Source organism: Desulfitobacterium sp., assembly GCF_034927245.1.
In the GTDB taxonomy this organism is placed as follows: domain Bacteria; phylum Bacillota; class Desulfitobacteriia; order Desulfitobacteriales; family Desulfitobacteriaceae; genus Desulfitobacterium_A.
Map to the genome: position 1 here is coordinate 1 of NZ_JAYFQK010000079.1, position 18,111 is coordinate 18,111.

18 protein-coding genes and 1 riboswitch are annotated in these 18,111 nt (G+C 40.2%); of the genes, 15 read left to right on the forward strand and 3 right to left on the reverse strand.

The window, feature by feature from the left end; all coding sequences use genetic code 11:
- Positions 1 to 342: 342 nt before the first annotated feature.
- Both VB077_RS16080 and VB077_RS16085 read left to right on the forward strand, forming a co-directional pair.
- Positions 343 to 894, forward strand: coding sequence for a dihydrofolate reductase family protein (locus VB077_RS16080; RefSeq protein WP_323416274.1), 552 nt, complete (start codon positions 343 to 345; stop codon positions 892 to 894).
- 46 nt (positions 895 to 940) lie between these two features.
- Positions 941 to 1,315 (forward strand): hypothetical protein, encoded by a 375-nt coding sequence (locus tag VB077_RS16085; protein ID WP_323416275.1) that lies wholly within the window; start codon positions 941 to 943, stop codon positions 1,313 to 1,315.
- Positions 1,316 to 1,564: 249 nt separating this feature from the next.
- On the opposite strand, the gene VB077_RS16090 is transcribed toward VB077_RS16085, so the two are convergent.
- Positions 1,565 to 4,216, reverse strand: a complete 2,652-nt coding sequence (locus VB077_RS16090) for a CotS family spore coat protein (protein ID WP_323416276.1) — start codon at positions 4,214 to 4,216, stop codon at positions 1,565 to 1,567.
- A 151-nt stretch (positions 4,217 to 4,367) separates the two neighbouring features.
- Here VB077_RS16090 and VB077_RS16095 point away from each other — a divergent pair, with 151 nt between their 5' ends.
- From VB077_RS16095 to VB077_RS16105, 3 genes are all read left to right on the forward strand, one after another.
- Entirely contained in the window at positions 4,368 to 5,651 is a 1,284-nt protein-coding gene (locus VB077_RS16095) for a UDP-glucose/GDP-mannose dehydrogenase family protein (protein ID WP_323416277.1), read from the forward strand.
- On the forward strand, positions 5,648 to 6,589 hold the full coding sequence (locus tag VB077_RS16100) for an NAD-dependent epimerase/dehydratase family protein (protein WP_323416278.1): 942 nt from the start codon (positions 5,648 to 5,650) through the stop codon (positions 6,587 to 6,589). The genes VB077_RS16095 and VB077_RS16100 overlap by 4 nt, the downstream gene beginning before the upstream one ends.
- A 110-nt stretch (positions 6,590 to 6,699) precedes the next feature.
- The gene (locus VB077_RS16105; RefSeq protein ID WP_323416279.1) at positions 6,700 to 6,999 is read left to right on the forward strand and encodes a hypothetical protein; all 300 of its coding nucleotides are present in this window, start codon (positions 6,700 to 6,702) and stop codon (positions 6,997 to 6,999) included.
- A 113-nt stretch (positions 7,000 to 7,112) separates the two neighbouring features.
- On the opposite strand, the gene galU is transcribed toward VB077_RS16105, so the two are convergent.
- Positions 7,113 to 8,000, reverse strand: coding sequence for a UTP--glucose-1-phosphate uridylyltransferase GalU (galU, locus tag VB077_RS16110; protein WP_323416280.1), 888 nt, complete (start codon positions 7,998 to 8,000; stop codon positions 7,113 to 7,115).
- Positions 8,001 to 8,302: 302 nt separating this feature from the next.
- Here galU and VB077_RS16115 point away from each other — a divergent pair, with 302 nt between their 5' ends.
- Positions 8,303 to 8,764 (forward strand): putative immunity protein, encoded by a 462-nt coding sequence (locus VB077_RS16115; RefSeq protein WP_323416281.1) that lies wholly within the window; start codon positions 8,303 to 8,305, stop codon positions 8,762 to 8,764.
- A gap of 84 nt (positions 8,765 to 8,848) precedes the next feature.
- On the opposite strand, the gene VB077_RS16120 is transcribed toward VB077_RS16115, so the two are convergent.
- Positions 8,849 to 9,046 carry a DNA-binding protein gene (locus VB077_RS16120; protein WP_323416282.1) on the reverse strand — a complete coding sequence of 66 codons (198 nt, stop codon included), beginning with the start codon at positions 9,044 to 9,046 and terminating at the stop codon, positions 8,849 to 8,851.
- 404 nt (positions 9,047 to 9,450) lie between these two features.
- Here VB077_RS16120 and VB077_RS16125 point away from each other — a divergent pair, with 404 nt between their 5' ends.
- The 9 genes from VB077_RS16125 to thiD form a co-directional block, all read left to right on the forward strand.
- A complete protein-coding gene (locus tag VB077_RS16125; RefSeq protein WP_323416283.1) occupies positions 9,451 to 10,308 on the forward strand; it encodes an AraC family transcriptional regulator in 858 nt (285 codons plus the stop codon).
- A gap of 285 nt (positions 10,309 to 10,593) precedes the next feature.
- Positions 10,594 to 11,640: an HRDC domain-containing protein gene (locus VB077_RS16130; RefSeq protein ID WP_323416284.1), complete on the forward strand. Its 1,047-nt coding sequence runs from the start codon at positions 10,594 to 10,596 to the stop codon at positions 11,638 to 11,640.
- 221 nt (positions 11,641 to 11,861) lie between these two features.
- Positions 11,862 to 12,701, forward strand: a complete 840-nt coding sequence (locus VB077_RS16135; RefSeq protein ID WP_323416285.1) for a hypothetical protein — start codon at positions 11,862 to 11,864, stop codon at positions 12,699 to 12,701.
- An 85-nt stretch (positions 12,702 to 12,786) separates the two neighbouring features.
- Complete coding sequence (locus VB077_RS16140; protein ID WP_323416286.1) at positions 12,787 to 15,147, forward strand: restriction endonuclease-like protein; 2,361 nt, start codon at positions 12,787 to 12,789, stop codon at positions 15,145 to 15,147.
- Positions 15,148 to 15,362: 215 nt separating this feature from the next.
- Positions 15,363 to 15,554, forward strand: a complete 192-nt coding sequence (locus VB077_RS16145) for a TIGR04076 family protein (RefSeq protein WP_416337079.1) — start codon at positions 15,363 to 15,365, stop codon at positions 15,552 to 15,554.
- A 361-nt stretch (positions 15,555 to 15,915) separates the two neighbouring features.
- Positions 15,916 to 16,044, forward strand: a complete 129-nt coding sequence (locus VB077_RS16150) for a hypothetical protein (RefSeq protein ID WP_323416287.1) — start codon at positions 15,916 to 15,918, stop codon at positions 16,042 to 16,044.
- A 102-nt stretch (positions 16,045 to 16,146) separates the two neighbouring features.
- A riboswitch (TPP riboswitch) is annotated at positions 16,147 to 16,254 on the forward strand.
- Between the two features lie 83 nt (positions 16,255 to 16,337).
- Positions 16,338 to 17,159 (forward strand): hydroxyethylthiazole kinase, encoded by an 822-nt coding sequence (gene thiM, locus VB077_RS16155; RefSeq protein ID WP_323416288.1) that lies wholly within the window; start codon positions 16,338 to 16,340, stop codon positions 17,157 to 17,159.
- Positions 17,146 to 17,787 (forward strand): thiamine phosphate synthase, encoded by a 642-nt coding sequence (thiE, locus tag VB077_RS16160; protein WP_323416289.1) that lies wholly within the window; start codon positions 17,146 to 17,148, stop codon positions 17,785 to 17,787. Before thiM ends, thiE begins: the two co-directional genes overlap by 14 nt.
- A 63-nt stretch (positions 17,788 to 17,850) precedes the next feature.
- Positions 17,851 to 18,111: bifunctional hydroxymethylpyrimidine kinase/phosphomethylpyrimidine kinase (thiD, locus tag VB077_RS16165; RefSeq protein ID WP_323416290.1), on the forward strand; the 261-nt coding region annotated here is incomplete at its 3' end.

The following is an 18,111-nucleotide window of genomic DNA, read 5'->3' on the forward strand; positions in this document are numbered from 1 at the left end:
AAGGGCTAGTGAGGGTATGGAGAAATGACCCTAATTAGTTCAACACAGACCGAAGTTCGTTAGATCGCAACTCAATACCCTGAATTTGCCATTACACAAGGTGTGAGGATGGAATTTCCTCTGCTTTCAGCAGTGAAATCAATATATCTGATTGGAAGTAAAAATCTCCAAATGGGTATATAGGCTCGGATTTTGGAAATCCACCCTTCCGCCAAGGCCCCACCAGGTTCTGGCGACATCATTTTTATCTACTCAAGGCATGTGGAGTGTATCGTGTTGATAGAGAAAAAATTGTAGTCATAATTATCTTATAGTGTAAATTAAGGTGGAGGTGATAATCAAATGAGACGGGTGCGATATCAAGTCGCATGTAGCCTAGATGGCTACATTGCGGGACCAAATGATGAGTTTGATTGGATTACACCAGAGACTTCGTTTGATTTTGGGGCATTGTATGCGCAATTCGACACGTTGCTGATGGGTCGGCGCACGTACGAGATTGTACGTGCAACGGGCGAGAACTTTCGCACGAAGCAAGTGATCGTCGCCTCGCGATCGCTTCGACCTGAGGATTATCCTGATGTCGAGATTGTGAGCGAGGGCCTTAAAGCGCGTGTTCGAGAGCTTCGCGCGCAACCCGGTCGAGATATCTGGCTCTATGGCGGAGGAAATCTCTTCTCGCAGCTTCTCACATGGAATCTGGTTGATACAGTCGAACTAGCGGTGATCCCGATTCTTCTGGGAGGTGGGGTGCAGTTGCTCCCCCCATGTGGGGCACGTCAGTATTTGACCCTTACCGGGCACCGCGCCTATCCCGGCGGAATGCTTCTCCTTGAATACGAGGTGCGACAGACGGCGAAAGGCATAAATAAAATTGCCAGAGAAAAGGAATAAGGTGGAATTGCTTAATAATCAAACAGGAATTTGATAAGGATGTGTCATGATGGAATTTAACAAAGAAGAATTGGAAAAAGCCATATCCTTACTATCTTCTACCATTACTAAATGCGAAAAAATGCAACTTAAGTTTTCAGAGGGAACATCTCAACATTCGCTCTTAAAAAACAGAATTAAAGCGCTCTATATTTCCAAGGCGCTTCTTACAGGTGATCAAACAATAAATTATACAAGCAAAGAATTAACAGAGGCACTACCTCCTGTAGTTTCAATCATCACTAAAACTACAAAAGCACAAAGTAAATATGAAAAAGGAAGTTCGCAATTCAATCGCTTTAAGCCCATAATCCAGGCTATGCTCATTTCTAAAGCATTCATCGAGAACCAAATAAACGTTGATTCGGGGTCATATTATTGAAAATTGAAAACAAGTGCCATCCTGTTGGCCAATGGCGTGTGTCAAGCCTACAAGCTTTAAGTTTCAATTTAACCCTCTCGACAAAAGATATCGATGGGTTGGCTTAAATAACTTCCCGCTCGGGATGTCCATCGTTCAGGATGAGAATGCTATACATCTGGTATCACATCTATGATGTAAATCCCGATATGAACTAAAAAATGCCCGAAAAGGTTGGCTAAGAAGTTTTAGCCAACCTTTTCGGGCTTATTAATACCTAAACCGGATCGCGAATCCCTCGTCAGGAATTCGGATCATATCTTTGGTGATTCTTACTACCGAAGAACCTTTGAAGGTGGGGGACAAATTTCTAGCTACACGATTGTTTGTCTCCAAAAAATGATCTGTTTCAGCTTCATTTAAAACCTTCCATTTGGACTTTTTAAGTTCATTCGAGTCTTTAGCTATATTATTCTTGACTGCTTTACTAAGTTCTCCCGGCGGTCTCTTAACCTTTTCTTCCCTACCCATTTCAATTACTTCTTTCCAGATGCCTAATACCTCATCAGCAACACGATGCCAACTAAATCGTTCCTCTGCTAATCGTCTACCTGTTTGCCCCATCTTTTCCTGAAGTTTTACATCCTCAAAAAGAATTCTTAAGGTTTCTGCGAATTCAACTGCATCTTCAGGATGTTTGACGACTAAGCCATTTTTCTCCATTATAACTTCTGGATTACCTCCTCGTGCAGTAGTTACAAAAGGCAATCCCGCTGACATTGCTTCATAATGAACGCGAGCAAGAGGTTCCTGCCATTGAGAAGGACATACAAAAATATCAGCAGCCCAGAACCACTGGTGAATTTCTTCTGCTGGAACGTAACCTGTTGTAATAACTGGGAAGGGGGCCCTTTCCGCTAAGGTACGAACATAGGCAACATAATCTGTTAAAGTATTCTCGCTATACCAGGTTCCGCCAACAATAACAAGAGCGATATTTGGATTTGATTGATGCAGATTGTTCAGAGCGTGAAGTAATAAATCAATGCCCTTTTTGGGTGTTAAGCGTCCGACAAATAAAATAACGGTCTTTGTTACTAGTTCATGCTCATGACGTATTTTTTGACGAATAAAGGTCGAGAACTGTGATTGTTTCCAGGGGATTAATTTATCGAGATTTACACCCGAATAGATGGTGTGAACTTTTGAAACAGCTTCAGGATAAAGAGCGCAAATTGTCTTTCCAATATAATCACTGATTGTAATGATCCGGTCAACTTCTTGTATGGCAATTTGTGCATCCTGTTTTTTTATTTTATTTGGACTAAACATATCATTGTGCATACTTAAAATGAGGTGCGAATATGGGGCAATCTTACGAATGAGTGGAATAAGTCGGGGTCTATTAAACACATGAATAAGATCATAATTTCTATCTTTAAGAAATCCAATAACCTGTTTAGCATAAATTTCAAAAACTCGTTCGCCATTAATTCTTACATAATGAATATTATTTCGATCTTCTTCCGGTGGTAATGAAGGGTCAGAAGTCCCTAGAATTGTCAAATGGTGATGGGTTCCTAACATTCCGGATATTCCCTCGATATAGGTTTGGATAGCCCCTCCACGTACAGGTGGAACGGGGAGTTTTTCAGTACAGATCATTAGAACGTTTAATTTTTTGTTTAGCATCAATAGTGGACGGTTTATAACTTGATCGGATTCATTAAGAGAACTTTCAATACCAATACTATCATCTAATTGCATTAATTCAAGGGTTTCTGGGGCAATCTCGAGGTTTGATTCATAGCTGCCTAAAGTGTAATTTACGTTCGAAGATCTAAGTTCACCCAAGGCAGTTTCTTTTGTTTCTTCTAGGAGCAGAAGATGTTGATAAATACCTTCAAAATCATGACTTAAATATGAAACTGGGTCATAGAAAAGCTCATTTATTTGCTTATAAAACTCATTGGGAAAAGCCAAATCATTAATTAAAACGTCGTAAGTCTCTCTATCCATTGGATTTGCCTGATGATAGGAGTCAATCATAGCCTGAATCCACTGGACATCCCATCTTCCCATATCGTCCATTGTCCCGGAAATAAGCTTCCGAAGATCACGAATGGGTAAATCGTAGGCTACACCATCTAAATCGATAACCCAGAGACCTCCAGGTCCAAGTTGGCCGTTTGACCATCCATAGTCTTGGTGAACCAGGCCCCAATACGTTTCTCCCTTAGAAATCATCTGAGCATAGGAGGATTGCTGCTCAAGGTAGGTTAAGGAATTTATAGCCTGGTGTTCAAAACGTTCAATTGCTTCAAGCAGGAACTGACTGGATTCAATCTCTGTATACACTCTGGCAATGTGACGAAACCAATCAAACTTTTGGATAATTTTATTATAATACGCAGACCATCTGTATAACCTTGAAGCTTTTTGTGAGCCCATGGGAGGAGTATACCCCCGGCTATATTTATGAAATTCGCCAAGACCGTAACACAAGGCGCAAGCTCCTTCAATATCTTTGCTTGCCGGGGTAAGAGGCTCAATCCAATCGGTTACGATCCATAGTTTCCCCCCCTTATTGATATAAAGGGTACCTTCTTTCGTAGTTTTTAATTCCGGAACACGTGCGCCTTGCTTTACAAGATAGTCCTGTGCTCCGATTGAAAAAAGACTTCGTATTGGCTTTCGGTGTAAAAGCTTTAAACTACGTGGACCTTTATCCGTTTTGATTTTCCATATTGCTCCGCCTTTATCGGATTTCGTTGTTATGACTTCTTTACTAAAAACAACCATATCATAATTACGCATAACCTGCTGAGCAAGATCATCAATCTCCGGCGGTACATAGATATCACTCTTAACTAGTGTGGGGCAATTATCACAATCCCACGGCTGAATTATATATTCACCCACAACTCCACCCCCATTACTTTAAAAACCACTGTTATAAAATATTCTGCAACGTGAAAATTGGAGCCAAAATAGAAATACTAAAATACGGAACACGACTGCCATATCGGTAATAAACTGTAGTAATCGACAGAAATGGGAGTGGGTTCGCTGGATGATGAATATATGTGTCGTAGGTGCTGGTTATGTAGGATTGACAACTTCTGCCGCTTTAGCAGAATTTGGACACGACGTACAATGTGTTGATATAGAGCAATCTAAGATTGAAATGCTTAATCAGGGGTTGATTCCAATCTATGAACCCGGATTAGAGGAATTAATTCAAAGAAATGTCCAAAATGGTAATCTTCATTTTTCCTTTGATGTAAATGAAGGTATTAAAAACAATCAGATTATTCTTATTGCCGTGGGTACACCGCCTAAAGAGGATGGCAGTAGTGATCTTGGTTATGTTCATAATGTTCTTGAGCTTATTCTTTCGACAATTCAAGATTACAAGATTGTCATCACGAAAAGTACCGTTCCTCCCGGAACAAATGAATGGATTCACCAACGATTCCTGGATGAAGGTATTGATGAAAAACTGTTCGATATTGTTTCAAATCCGGAATTTCTAAGGGAAGGTGCAGCCTTGTGGGATATTTTTCATCCCAACAAAATAGTATTTGGGACAAAAACAAAAAGGCCAATTAAAGTTTTAAAAAAATTATACCAAAGGGGAAGAACCCCTCTAATTTTTACGAGTTTAACAGGTGCAGAAATGATTAAATATGCAAGCAATGCGTTTTTAGCCACAAAAATTTCATTTGCCAATGAAACAGCACGGATCTGTGATGCCTATAATGTGGAGTATCCGGATGTTGCTCAGGGATTGGGAACTGACCCAAGAATTGGCCGGGATTTTTTAAACGCTGGTTTAGGTTTTGGAGGATCATGTCTTCCTAAAGATCTTAGGTCCCTAAAATATTCCGCCCAGAGAAAGAATGTGGATACAAGGCTGCTTGACGCTGTCTTAGAAATAAACAACAGTCAGGTTGATTTATATCTACGGAAACTTAATACCTTCCTGCCTGATTTAACAGATAAGAAAATAACGGTCTGGGGTGTAACCTTTAAGCCAAATACTGATGATTTGCGCTTCTCTCCAGCTATAGCCTTAATCAATGAATTAATCAACAAAGGCGCTCACGTTCACACGTATGATCCGGTAGTTCAGCTTCAATTACCCGGCATATGCTGTCATGCTGACCAGTATGAATCGGTCACTGATTCGGATGCTTTGATTATTGCTACGGAATGGGAACAATTTCATAACTCTAATTGGGCAGAGGTCAAGTCCGGAATGAGCGGGTCAATTATTCTTGATGCTAGAAACTGCTTAGAAGCTGAAATCATTCGAAAAAATGGACTTATTTATCTGGGAGTGGGGAAACAATGAGGATACTTGTTACCGGAGCAGCGGGTTTCATAGGTTCGCATCTGTGCGAGCGGTTACTTCAATTGAACAACACTGAGGTCGTTGGAATCGATGGTTTTATTAATTCTTCCTTGAATGAAACCAAACAGAGAAATCTTCGGGAATTACTCTTAAATTCACGTTTTAAATTCTATCAGACGGATCTTCGTGAAGCGGATTTAGCGAGAACTTTAGACGGTATTGATGCAGTCTACCATCTAGCTGGCATGCCGGGGGTACGCACAAGCTGGGGAACCGACTTTAAGGAATATGTTAGTCATAATATCTCAGCCACTCAGACCTTATTAGAAGCAGTTCGCGAATTCCCTGTTCAAAAATTTATCTATATTTCAACTTCTTCAGTTTATGGGGAAAAGGTCGGGAAAGTTGCAGAGGAATCTATTCCAAATCCACTCTCACCCTATGGCGTGAGTAAGCTTACTGCAGAACATCTTTGTAAGGTATACCAAATAAGCTATAACATCCCGCTTGTAATCTTAAGATATTTTACGGTCTATGGACCAAGACAACGCTCAGATATGGCCTTTCACCGCTTTATCAAGGGGATCCTTAACGATGAAACCCTACAAATATATGGAGATGGAAACCAAACGCGGGATTTTACCTTTGTCAGCGATTGTGTGGAGGGAACTGTTGCAGTTCTGCAAGCAGAGAAGGTGATAGGAGAAACAATTAATCTCGGCGGCAGAGAATGTGCGTCAGTCTTACAAGTTATTAAGCAGTTAGAAGAGATAATTGGTAAAAAGGCAAATCTGGAATTTACCAGGGGACTTAAAGGTGAACCACGAAATACGTGGGCAGATATTTCAAAGGCACAACGACTTCTTAATTACAATCCCATAACTACTTTAAAAAAAGGCCTTAACAGCCAAATCAATGATTTTATAAATATTGAGTAGAGATTCTAAAGCACCATTGACAAAGTTTGATCATATAATAAGCTAGCAAGTCCTTTCTTAAGTTTATTAAAAAGTCTTGAATTTCAAAATTATAGGAAGGTGGAAAAAATATGAACAAGGATGAATTATTAAGACAGGTTAACAGTACAATGGCTAATGGAAAAGAGCTCGATAAAGTAAAGGTTAAGTTTACGGATGGTCAAGTTTTTAAATTCGATTTTATTAATGAAACAATTGAAGAAGAATTGGACCAAGACGACGATGATGACGATGACAACGATGACAACGATGACGATGATGATGAAGATGAAGAAATAAGGCCCACAAACACGAGTAATCAGGCTAGTTTCCAAGGTAGTTCCCAGACTGTTCAGGCGGGTCAACGAAAGGTTAATGTGATAAATAGGTAAGACGTGGAACGGATTTTCCAATTCGGGAATGTATTTGAGTGATGTTGAATAGCGAAAATTGTGAGAGGATGCATCAATTGGTTCGAGGCATCCTCTGGTTATTCAATTTACATTCAATTTCTCGGATTTGTCTGGCCTACAAGTTCCCGTAAGTAGTGTATTAACTGGTCAGACAAATCGTCATGCTGTAAACCGTATTCAATGTTAGCCTTAATAAATCCAAGCTTGTCTCCTACATCGTACCGTCGTCCTTCAAAGTTATAGGCAATAACTTCCTGAATCTTGCTAAGTTCACGTAAACCATCAGTCAGTTGTATTTCCCCACCCTTCCCGGGATGAAGATTTTTCAGAATACCAAAAATCTCCGGATTTAAAATATAACGGCCCATAATGGCCAAACGTGTCACGGGGGTATTTTCAGGAGTTGGCTTTTCAATCAGATCCCGGGTTCTGTAAATACGCTCGCATATTTTTTCCCCGTCAACGATGCCATATTTAGAAGTGTCTTCCAAAGGAACCTCCTGGACCCCCACAATACTTGTACCATAACGTTTATAAACATTAATCATTTGCTTTAGACAGGGAACCCCGGCATGAATAACATCATCCCCAAGCAGTACGGCGAAAGGCTCATCTCCAATGAACTGGCGTGCACAATAGATGGCATGACCTAATCCTAGAGCTTCCTTCTGACGAACATAATAAATATCCGCCATCCGTGAAATATCTTGGACCATATGCAAAAGCTCTTTTTTCTTAGTCTTTTTCAATAAAATTTCCAGTTCTAGCGAGCGGTCAAAATGATCTTCTATTGCCCGTTTACTCCGACCGGTAACAATTATGATTTCTTTAATTTCTGATTTAACGGCTTCTTCAACAATAAATTGGATTGTAGGTTTATCCACAATCGGTAACATTTCCTTAGGTTGAGCCTTAGTTGCCGGCAAAAAGCGTGTCCCAAGTCCTGCAGCCGGAATAATTGCTTTTCGGATTTTCTGCATATATCTCATCCAATCTTTAGTAGGGATATTAAAATAATTTCAGTTGGTATAAAATATGCCAAGAGTTTTAAAGGGTGTAAAGTAAGATAAAAAGAGAAAACAGCATTTATTAGCCGTGTAAATCGAGAGGTTTAGGCATGGTCCTGTAGGAATTCTTAACCGGGTTAGCAAAATGAATGGTAATTTGAAGGCTATTGAAAAGACTTTTTCAAATCAGCAGGGATATGAAAAGATAACCGAGTAATTTCAACTATAAGGTGGAATTGCTTTACGTTAAACAAAGAACTTGTATGGAGGGAAATATGCCAACGAAGGTAAAAATTAAAATTAATGATAATACAGAATTGAGATCTCAACTTGATGCAATCTACGAAAATAAGTCACAGGTTGAGATGGCACAATGGGCAATTAAGCTTGCCAAACATATTCTAGAGTTTGTAAATTACGATTACGATAATTGTGAAGCCATTCAGGATGGTTTTATAACAAACGAAAGATGGCAAAGAGGCGAGGCACGTATGCATGATGTGCGGCAGGCGGGATTTAAAATCCATAAGATAGCAAAAGAATGTCCTGATTTAGTTATTCAGGTTGCCCTTCGTGTTACCGGTCAGGCTGTTGGTACTGGACATATGAAGGAGCACGCTATGGTTGCTTCTGATTACGCCATAGATTACGCCATAAAAGTAGTTAATCTAATGCTGCCCGAAGATATGGAGGCAGTCACAAGAGAACGAAATTGGCAACTTGGGGCTTTAAAGTAGATATCAATTTTCTAGGAGGTCTCTAATTTGCAAAAGATAACCCACTAATTAAACTCAAATCATCTTCAATAAAAAAAATATGTTTCATTCGTTTTCACCGTCCTTTATTTTTCTACGGGTATGCCGCCCATCAATAGGCTTTTCTGCGTCCTTTGGAATCAGCCACATACGGCTAAACTTCGCCACGCCGGTTATTCGATTTTCCTCACATAGCTTTTGTACTCGTCTTTCAGAAATGCTCCATTTCTCCGCTGCTTCCGGGGCTGAAATATACTCTAACATTTTCTAGTCACACCTTTTCAATTTTATCCAACATAAATTATATACGGGCAGTCGAATAAAATCGGGATACAGGCTGTGGATAAGTTGCTCTATTACTATTAGACGTAAATAAGCCATTTCTGTGGTTTTGGGGTTTAAACTGATGTGTTGGGAAACGCGCTTTTTACTGTTCGCGGGAATAAGTCCAAGAGTCCATATTTTTAATGTGACAGAGCAGATTAGATGTCATTGTTTGACGTGTGGTCAGATTGGATGTTTTTTGAAAAGTTCGAGGTTGTGTGGTCAGGTTGGATGTTGGGGCATCGAAGAATAAATACTATATGACAGACAAAACGTAACACTAAAAATCGGGCATGACTGCATGTAATTTGATAGGATGTAAATACAGAGGGGAGGTAGTGATTGTGGGATGGATTGAAGGGATCGGCGAAGCTATCAGCTATATTGAAGAAAACATCACCGAAGAACTAGAAATAGAGGGCATTGCAAAACGGGCATTTGTTTCTCCGTTTTATTTTCAAAAAGGTTTTGCGATGCTCTGCGGTTTTACGGTCGGTGAATATGTCAGGCAACGCAGGCTCACACTTGCCGGCAGTGAGCTTGTTTCAACTGATGAAAAAATCATTGATATAGCTCTGAAGTACGGTTATGATTCACCAGATAGCTTTACAAAAGCTTTCACCCGGTTTCACGGTGTCACGCCTACCGCTGTACGGAGGGATGGAGCGATGATTAAATCGTTTGCCCCGCTAAAAATCAAATTTACATTGGAAGGCGGTTATCTTATGGATTACAAAATTGTTGACAAGGATTCGTTTACAGTCATTGGCGCTTCGAGGATGTTCAAATATGATACAGCAAAATCAGAAATCCCTCAGTTTTGGACGGAGCATTACAAAACAGGAAAAGGGAGCATTATTTGCGGAATGTACGGCGTATGCCTTGACGAGGGCACAGGTCCCGATGAGTTTGAATACTTGATTGCGGATAATTATGACCCATCTGCAGTAGTACCGGATGGTTTTGTCACAAAGACCATACCGAAGCACACCTGGGCTGTTTTTGCCTGCAGAGGCGCAATGCCGAAAGCCCTGCAAGATGTGAACCAGAAAATATTTTCGGAATGGCTGCCTAATTGCAAGGATTATGAAATCGCGGCAGGCTATAACATTGAAATGTATACCAATTTGTCCGAATATCCCAATGGCAGCCAGGATGAAAACTACTACAGTGAAATTTGGATTCCTGTTAAGAAAAAATAATTATATAAAAGGACATAAATTTCATCTTTTTGGTTATCGCTTTTTACTGGACTCAAAGAGAAAGGCACCCTACGTTCACACCATGTAGAGTGCCTTGTTCGTTTTATATTATGCTTCAACATCTATCGTCACGCCGGACTTGAATTCCACGGTGAACTTGTCCTCGTAGACGGTGACTTTTTCAATTCAGATGTTTAGGATTTGGCAATTACATTTGGTAAGTTATTGTTATATTTTATCTTCTGATTTACAATAATGATAAAATATTCTGAGGGTTGTGATTTTATGCCTTTTTTTGATCATCTAAAAGAAGCAATAACACAAAAACCTGTGCTAAATAAACCAATTTTTATTAAAGCCGATAATGATGCAAAGTTACAGTTGGAAGAATTAGAAAATTTCCTTAAGACCGCTCCAGACAATATAAAACCGCAAATTGAGCTGGATATTAAATTACTTTCTTATGGTATTGTTGGTGAAGACAATGTTGCATTTGAATTGAATAATAGCTATATTCCCATGCTCATATTACATGATCTAAACATCGAATACGATGGCTTATCTGCTCAAATAGACTATTTGATTATTACGAAAAAGGTTAATTTGATCATCGAGTGTAAAAATCTATTTGGGAATATAGAAGTAAATAGTAGTGGGGATTTTATCCGTACTGTTGAGTTTAATGGTAAGTATAAAAAAGAGGGGATTTACAGTCCCATTACACAAAACACCCGGCACCTAGAAATGATAAAGAAAGTCAGATTCTCTACAAAGAACAATATTTTAACCAAGACATTTTTCGAAAAATACTTTTATGATAATTATAAATCCGTTGTTGTTCTTGCCAATCCAAAAACAATTATTAATCTTAGATTTGCTAAAAAAGAAATAAGAGAACAAATTATTCGTAGTGACCAGTTAATTGAATATATAAAGAAAAAGATGAGTGAACGGAAAGATGAGCTTAGTACAGAAAAGCAAATGTTTGAACTCGCAGAGTTTTTCTTAAGTTTACACAAACCCAAGAAAATAGATTTTTCGGAGAAATATTCAATTAATAAAATAGAAGAAAAAAGGGTAAGTGAACCTGCACATGCTCGGGTTAATATAGGGGAAACCCCTCTATATAAAGCTTTAAGGCAATATCGTTATGAAACCAGCCAAGTTGAGAATATAAAACCTTACTTTATTTATAACAATGCGCAAATGGAAGAATTAATTTCGGTGGTGCCTAAGACTTTAGATGATATAAAAAAGGTATCCGGTTTTGGAGATATTAAATGCAATAAGTACGGAAATGCAATATTAGAAATTATAAAGAAGTTTAGTTAAAGGGAATGTATGCGTATTCCGGCTCATCCGGACACTTGTCGATTAGTCTTTGCTTTGAAGAATACCCCAAAATGTTTCATGGGTCTAATTTAGAATTCGTACCTTTAATCACGACTGCTGCGTTTTCAGGTAACATCTTTTCTGTCATTAGATCTCTAGAAGTAGCAATTCACTATTCAGTATTGCACGGTAAATTTGTTCCAGGCGCCATTATCGATTTCGTGAAAAAAGCAGAGATTGATTCGGCACGTCCCTATTTCCTGTGTTTAGACGAGATGAATCTGGCGCGGGTTGAATATTACTTTAGCGACGTGTTATCAATTATAGAAACGCGTGATTTTGATGCGTCTGGAAGAATTGTGTCAGATCGGCTTGTTCCAGATACTTACTTTGGGGCTGATGGGGATGCGATCGGACGTTATGGAAAGGTTCCTCTGCCGGAGAATCTATACATTATCGGCACCGTCAACATGGATGAGACGACCTTTCCCTTTAGCCGTAAAGTGTTGGACCGAGCCAATACGATAGAGTTCTCGTATGTGGATTTGCTCCCACAGATGATTGGGGAAGGGGCGGAAAATGAAAGGGCCCAAGACCTGCCGAATGTTTTTTTGAAGACAAAATATCTTTTGCTCTCCCAATGTACAACGGAAACGGAATTTGTAAATGAGCTTTGTGTAGAGCTTCAGGAAATCAACCGCATTCTGCATCTTTCGAACGCTCATGTGGGTTATCGCGTAAGGGACGAAATTGTCTTTTACATGCTAAACAATAAAAATGACGAACTGCTTGACCGAGACGATGCGTTAGACAATGAGATCATGCAAAAGATTTTGCCACGCATTCAAGGAAGCAACGCGTCCATCAAAAATATGCTCTGTGAGCTTTTTAAGCATTGTGCCGGTGATTATGAAGGATATCAAACTAACAACGATAATATCGGCTCGAAGATGTACAAGGCGGCCCAAAGTGCGGATTGCAAATACAAACAAAGTGCCCAAAAGATTGCCTTCATGGTGAGGAGATACGAAGAAGATGGATTCACTTCATACTGGCTCTGATGAACTGGTATATATCCAAACAGATAAAGTTAGTTTAACCATCAAAGGGCGTGCGGTTCATCCAAACTTTCAGGAAGCAACATACATGGAAAAAGACTCGACCTTTAAAGTATTCTGCTATGAAGAGTACGAGTTATCTTTGAAAGGATGTGCCGAGCCAAGCGTTCTGGCGGTTAACAACGGCATCTATTCCGGTATATATGCGATCGTTCCTCTATTTTACGAACAACAGCGTTATGAGTTAATTGTCGAGGCAGCTGATGGGCATACGGTAGCTTTCTGGCACGATAATCTTAACATCCGCAATAAAGTGACCCGTGCAAGCCGTCATCACGAAATTTTGTCCGGTATTATCAACTTTGGCAATGAAATTGGCCTCTCTGACCTGGTTATCCAAATAGACGGTGTTAGCTATCTTCGCCTTGTTATTGAGGTGTTTCCCACTAAAATCAATTACAAAGATGACTATAAAAGCATTGTCGAAGATGTTACGAAAGAAGTTTATAATATCGTTTTTGATCTTTTAAAGAAAACCTATTTTGGCTATCAGCAGAGCGATCATGTAAACAGCAGCCCGGTGGAGTTCTTTGCTGTGATCCGAAAAATCTATGCGGACTTTTTGAAAGCAACCGATATGATTTTGGCACAGCCGCACCATTTGCTGGAGACGACACACGAGGTTCTCCCAAACCATAAAATCAAGCGAATCGATGCGAAAACTATTCGCTGGGTAGAGAAGCATCCGGAACAGGCCGCAGTATCAAACGGGACGATTGCTGTGGCACACGCCCTGGCCGTAAAAAAACAGGTTACCTACGATACCAAAGAAAATCGCCTGGCAAAATACATATTGGAATCCACCGTAAAAAAGCTGGAAGGCTTCAGGAAGAATTACCTACATTTGCAACGCGAAGAAGACCAGGCCATCATAGCTCAGATTGACGATATGATCAAAAACGTAAATCGTCGTTGCAACGCGTCATTTCTCGCGAAAGTGAGCGCACGTGAAGCCTCTTCCGGCATGTCTTTGGTTTTTTCAATGGCATTAGGCTATCGAGATCTATACAAATATTATCTGATGCTTCTACGGGGCCTTTCTATCAGTGGCGATGTGTTTAATATTTCTGTAAAAGACCTGGCTCTTCTTTACGAATACTGGTGTTTTATTAAGCTGAACAGCTTAATGAAGGACCGGTACGAATTGATTTCTCAAGATATTATCAAAGTTCAGGGAAACGGTCTTTTTGTATCTCTGGTAAAAGGATGCGGCTCAAAGGTGAAATATCGCAATCCGGATACGGGTGAAACTATCATACTTTCCTACAACCCTAAAGAAATGGACGTACCTACCGTTACGCAGAAGCCGGACAATGTTTTGACCCTAGAGAAAAAAGGCGCCAACGTACAATATGAGTATGTATTTGACGCCAAATATCGAATCAACCCTGCCTTGCCCGGAACGGATTATTACGAGACGATTTCTCACCGCCCTGGCCCGGAGGTTGGGGACATCAACACGATGCACCGCTATAGGGACGCTATTGTTTATTGTAATGGAGCCACACCCTTTGAACGTACCATGTTTGGCGCATACGTCCTTTTCCCCTACAGCAACGAAGACGAATATCGTAATCACCGTTTCTATCAAAGCATCGATAAAGTGAACATCGGCGGTCTTCCGTTCCTGCCATCTGCTACAAAAATGGTGACAGAAATGCTAGACGAACTCATCTCCGATTCGCCGGAATCAGCTTTTGAGCGCGCGACATTGCCACGCGGCATCGAAGAAAAGTTGGCAAGGACTGATTGGTCCGTCCGCGATGTTTTGGTCGGTGCTTTGAGCAGCCCAGGACAGTTAAAAATTTGCCTGCAACACCGGTTTTACCATATCCCGGTTTCAAGATTGGATGAAAGCAGTTTCCCGATTCGTTATGTCGCCATCTATCAGTCCATAAGACTGTTCGGCCGGAGTGCCGGCATTCGCTATTATGGAGAGGTTACGAAGTGTATTCCTGTGAAGCGGTCGGAAATTCTTGAAATTCCCAAGAAATCCGAAGAACTTTACTATCGTTTTGAAATCAAGAAATGGAAAGAACTCGCAAAACCGATTCGGCCGAAGGAGATGGGTTTTGCCGCGCGCCTTTTGACAAATACTTTTTTGCTGCATCACAGCTCGGAGCTTCCGGAGCTGTCTATTCGCTCCGAGGCTGAGTATCGGCTATATACTGAATTAAAGCGGTTAGCGAATCATACGACGATTAATGATGAAGACAATGAGTTGAGATTCAAATTCAATAACGAACTGATTACATTTGAAAACGGCAGCATTGATATCTACAAAAACGGAAAAATCCGTGGTAAGTACGCGATTGAGGAATTCTCACGAAAGCCCAATGCCGTATTCCGAAGAATTTTCAACGATATTTGTTCCAATGAGGTGAATTGACATTCACGGATTAAGCTTCACTTCAAAAGGTAAAACAAAGTCTAAAATACAGGCTTTGATTTAGTTTTTACCGATAGTACAGTACTGAAACTATGCTGACAAACTGGGTTGGGTTATTAACAAAGAATAAATCATTTAATAACAGTTTGAAGCGGTAATACTGTATATTTGTTAAATGAATTTGGATTTAACTCTGAGAACATAATTTCTTATGTATGTCTACTTTCGTTATGAATCTTGCTCACGGTGGCGAAGATTTCTATGACGGCTGGATGAAGAATAAGAAGTCAGCAATGATTTCGTCTAATGACGGGTTCCGTCCGGTGAGCTTTTTGATTGAGACACTGGATGAGATTAACAACTTCCCATTTTCTCTATTGGATGTCGTGGGTTTTCATTTTATTTAATTCCTTTTTTCTTTGTTTATGAAGGGATTCTCGACCACTATACCATTGTCCAGTAAGGAAAGCTAAACCAACTAAGAGAATTAATACATAAGCCAAAATACTTTCAATGTGAGTGGTAAATAACCTCCAAGTTAGCCAAGTAACAAAAAGGACAGGAATAATAGCGCCCCAATAAACATTATTTCTGGTTGAAAAAAAGTATTGCATACCAAGCACTCCAGCAATGATAAGAACATCATAAGGGAATGTAAATTATTTTGTGTAAATGGAATTTCTGCTTGAGGGGGTCAGACCCTCGAGCAGGAAGATGCCCTAGGAGAAGTTGTGAAGCAACATCTGACAGATTGATGATGAATCATTGGTGAAACCAGATAAAGGATATAAACCAGATATGGATTTCTGTGACATAGATAAATTAACTTGTGATTTAATAATTGATGAGGAAAATAAAGAAGGAACAAAGAAACTTCTTTCAGATCTATATGTATAGGTATAGAATTATGTTCAGTAAAGAGCTTTTATATAATTCACATAGCAAAGTACAGGTAAACAATTATAGTTGATTTTCCGTTATACCGTAGTATAATTACAAGTAAATACGAAGGGGAGCTTGCGATAAGCAGGCTGAGAGTAAGCTGTATGCTTAGACCCGTAACCTGATTTGGGTAATGCCAACGTAGGGATATACTTAGCAGAGATTGCTGCATATATACTTTCATTGGTATATATGCAGTTTTTTTATGTTGACATGCCTTTCAGTTTGTATTTGCGAAAGGAGATAGCATGCTAAAAAAGTGTATTGAAAATGTCCGTAATAAAGTACCTCTAGTCCACAATATTACAAACTATGTAACAGTGAACGATGTTGCAAATATTCTCCTTGCCTGCGGAGCAAGTCCGATTATGTCAGATGATTTGGAGGATGCGGAAGATATCACGTCCATTTGTGGCGGTCTGAACATTAATATCGGAACACTGAACAAAAATACAATACCGTCCATGTTTCTTGCCGGAAAGAAAGCAAACATACTTGGACATAAAATTTTGCTTGATCCGGTTGGAGCAGGCGCAAGTAAACTTCGTACCGATACGGCGGTCAAGCTGATGAAAGAGATTAAGTTTAATGCAATCAGAGGAAATATTTCTGAGATTAAGACCTTAGCATTTGGAAGCGGAAGTACCAAGGGTGTTGAAGCTGATGTGGCAGATGCGGTAACGGAAACTTCCCTTGATAATGCGGTGGCGTTTGTGAAAGCATTTGCCAAAGAGGCGGGATGCATTGCAGCAGTAACGGGAGCAATTGACCTTGTTGCAGATGAAGATAAATGCTATGTCATAAGAAATGGAAGAGCCGAAATGGGAAAAATCACAGGAACAGGCTGCCAGCTTTCCGGAATGATGACGGCTTTTCTTGTTGCAAACCCGGATAATGAGCTTGAAGCGGCTGCAGCAGCCGTGTGCGCCATGGGTCTTGCAGGAGAAATCGGATGGAGCAATATGCAGCCTTCCGATGGAAATTCCACATACCGAAACAGAATAATTGACGCTATTTATAATATGGATGGGGAAACGTTGGAGAAAGGAGCAAAGTATGAAGTGCGATAAGAAGGATTTGCTTTTATATACTGTTACCGACAGGTCCTGGCTTGGAAGTATGACTCTCTATAGCCAGGTGGAAAAGGCACTAAAGGGTGGAGCAACCTTTATACAGCTTAGGGAGAAAGAATTAGGAGATGGAAGGGTCCTTGAGGAAGCAAGAGAAATAAAAGAATTATGTAAGAAGTATCATGTCCCATTTGTCATCAATGATAATGTAGATATAGCCATAGCAGTGGATGCCGACGGGGTTCATGTGGGCCAAAGTGATATGGAGGCTGGCAGTGTCCGTGAACTGATAGGAAAGGATAAGATTCTCGGAGTATCGGCGCAAACAGTTAAGCAGGCAGTATTGGCAGAAAAGAAAGGCGCAGATTACCTCGGGGTCGGAGCAGTATTTCATACCGGTTCTAAGGCAGATGCAGATGATGTAAGCCATGAGACCCTGAAAGAAATCTGCAAAGCTGTAAGTATTCCTGTCGTGGCAATCGGAGGTATCAGTAAAGATAACGTAATGGAATTGTCAGGCTCCGGAATATGCGGAATAGCTGTAATCAGCGCAATTTTTGCACAGCCCGACATTGTTAAGGCTACAACTGAACTGAAAGAATTAACCGAAAAGGCGGTGAAGGCCTGATTGCGGGAGAGATATTTGATATGGATGGAACCAAGCTGTATATACAGCGGAATGGAGAAAAAGATGAAAAAAGCATTAACAATCGCGGGAAGTGATTCCTGCGGAGGCGCTGGCATCCAGGCAGATATTAAGACAATGACCGCAAATGGCGTATATGCCATGAGTGCGGTTACTGCACTTACGGCACAGAATACAACCGGTGTTACAGGCATTATGGAGGTCACTCCGGAATTTTTAGGCAAACAGTTGGATAGTATTTTTACCGATATCTATCCGGATGCAGTTAAGATTGGAATGGTTTCATCGGCTGGATTGATTGAAACC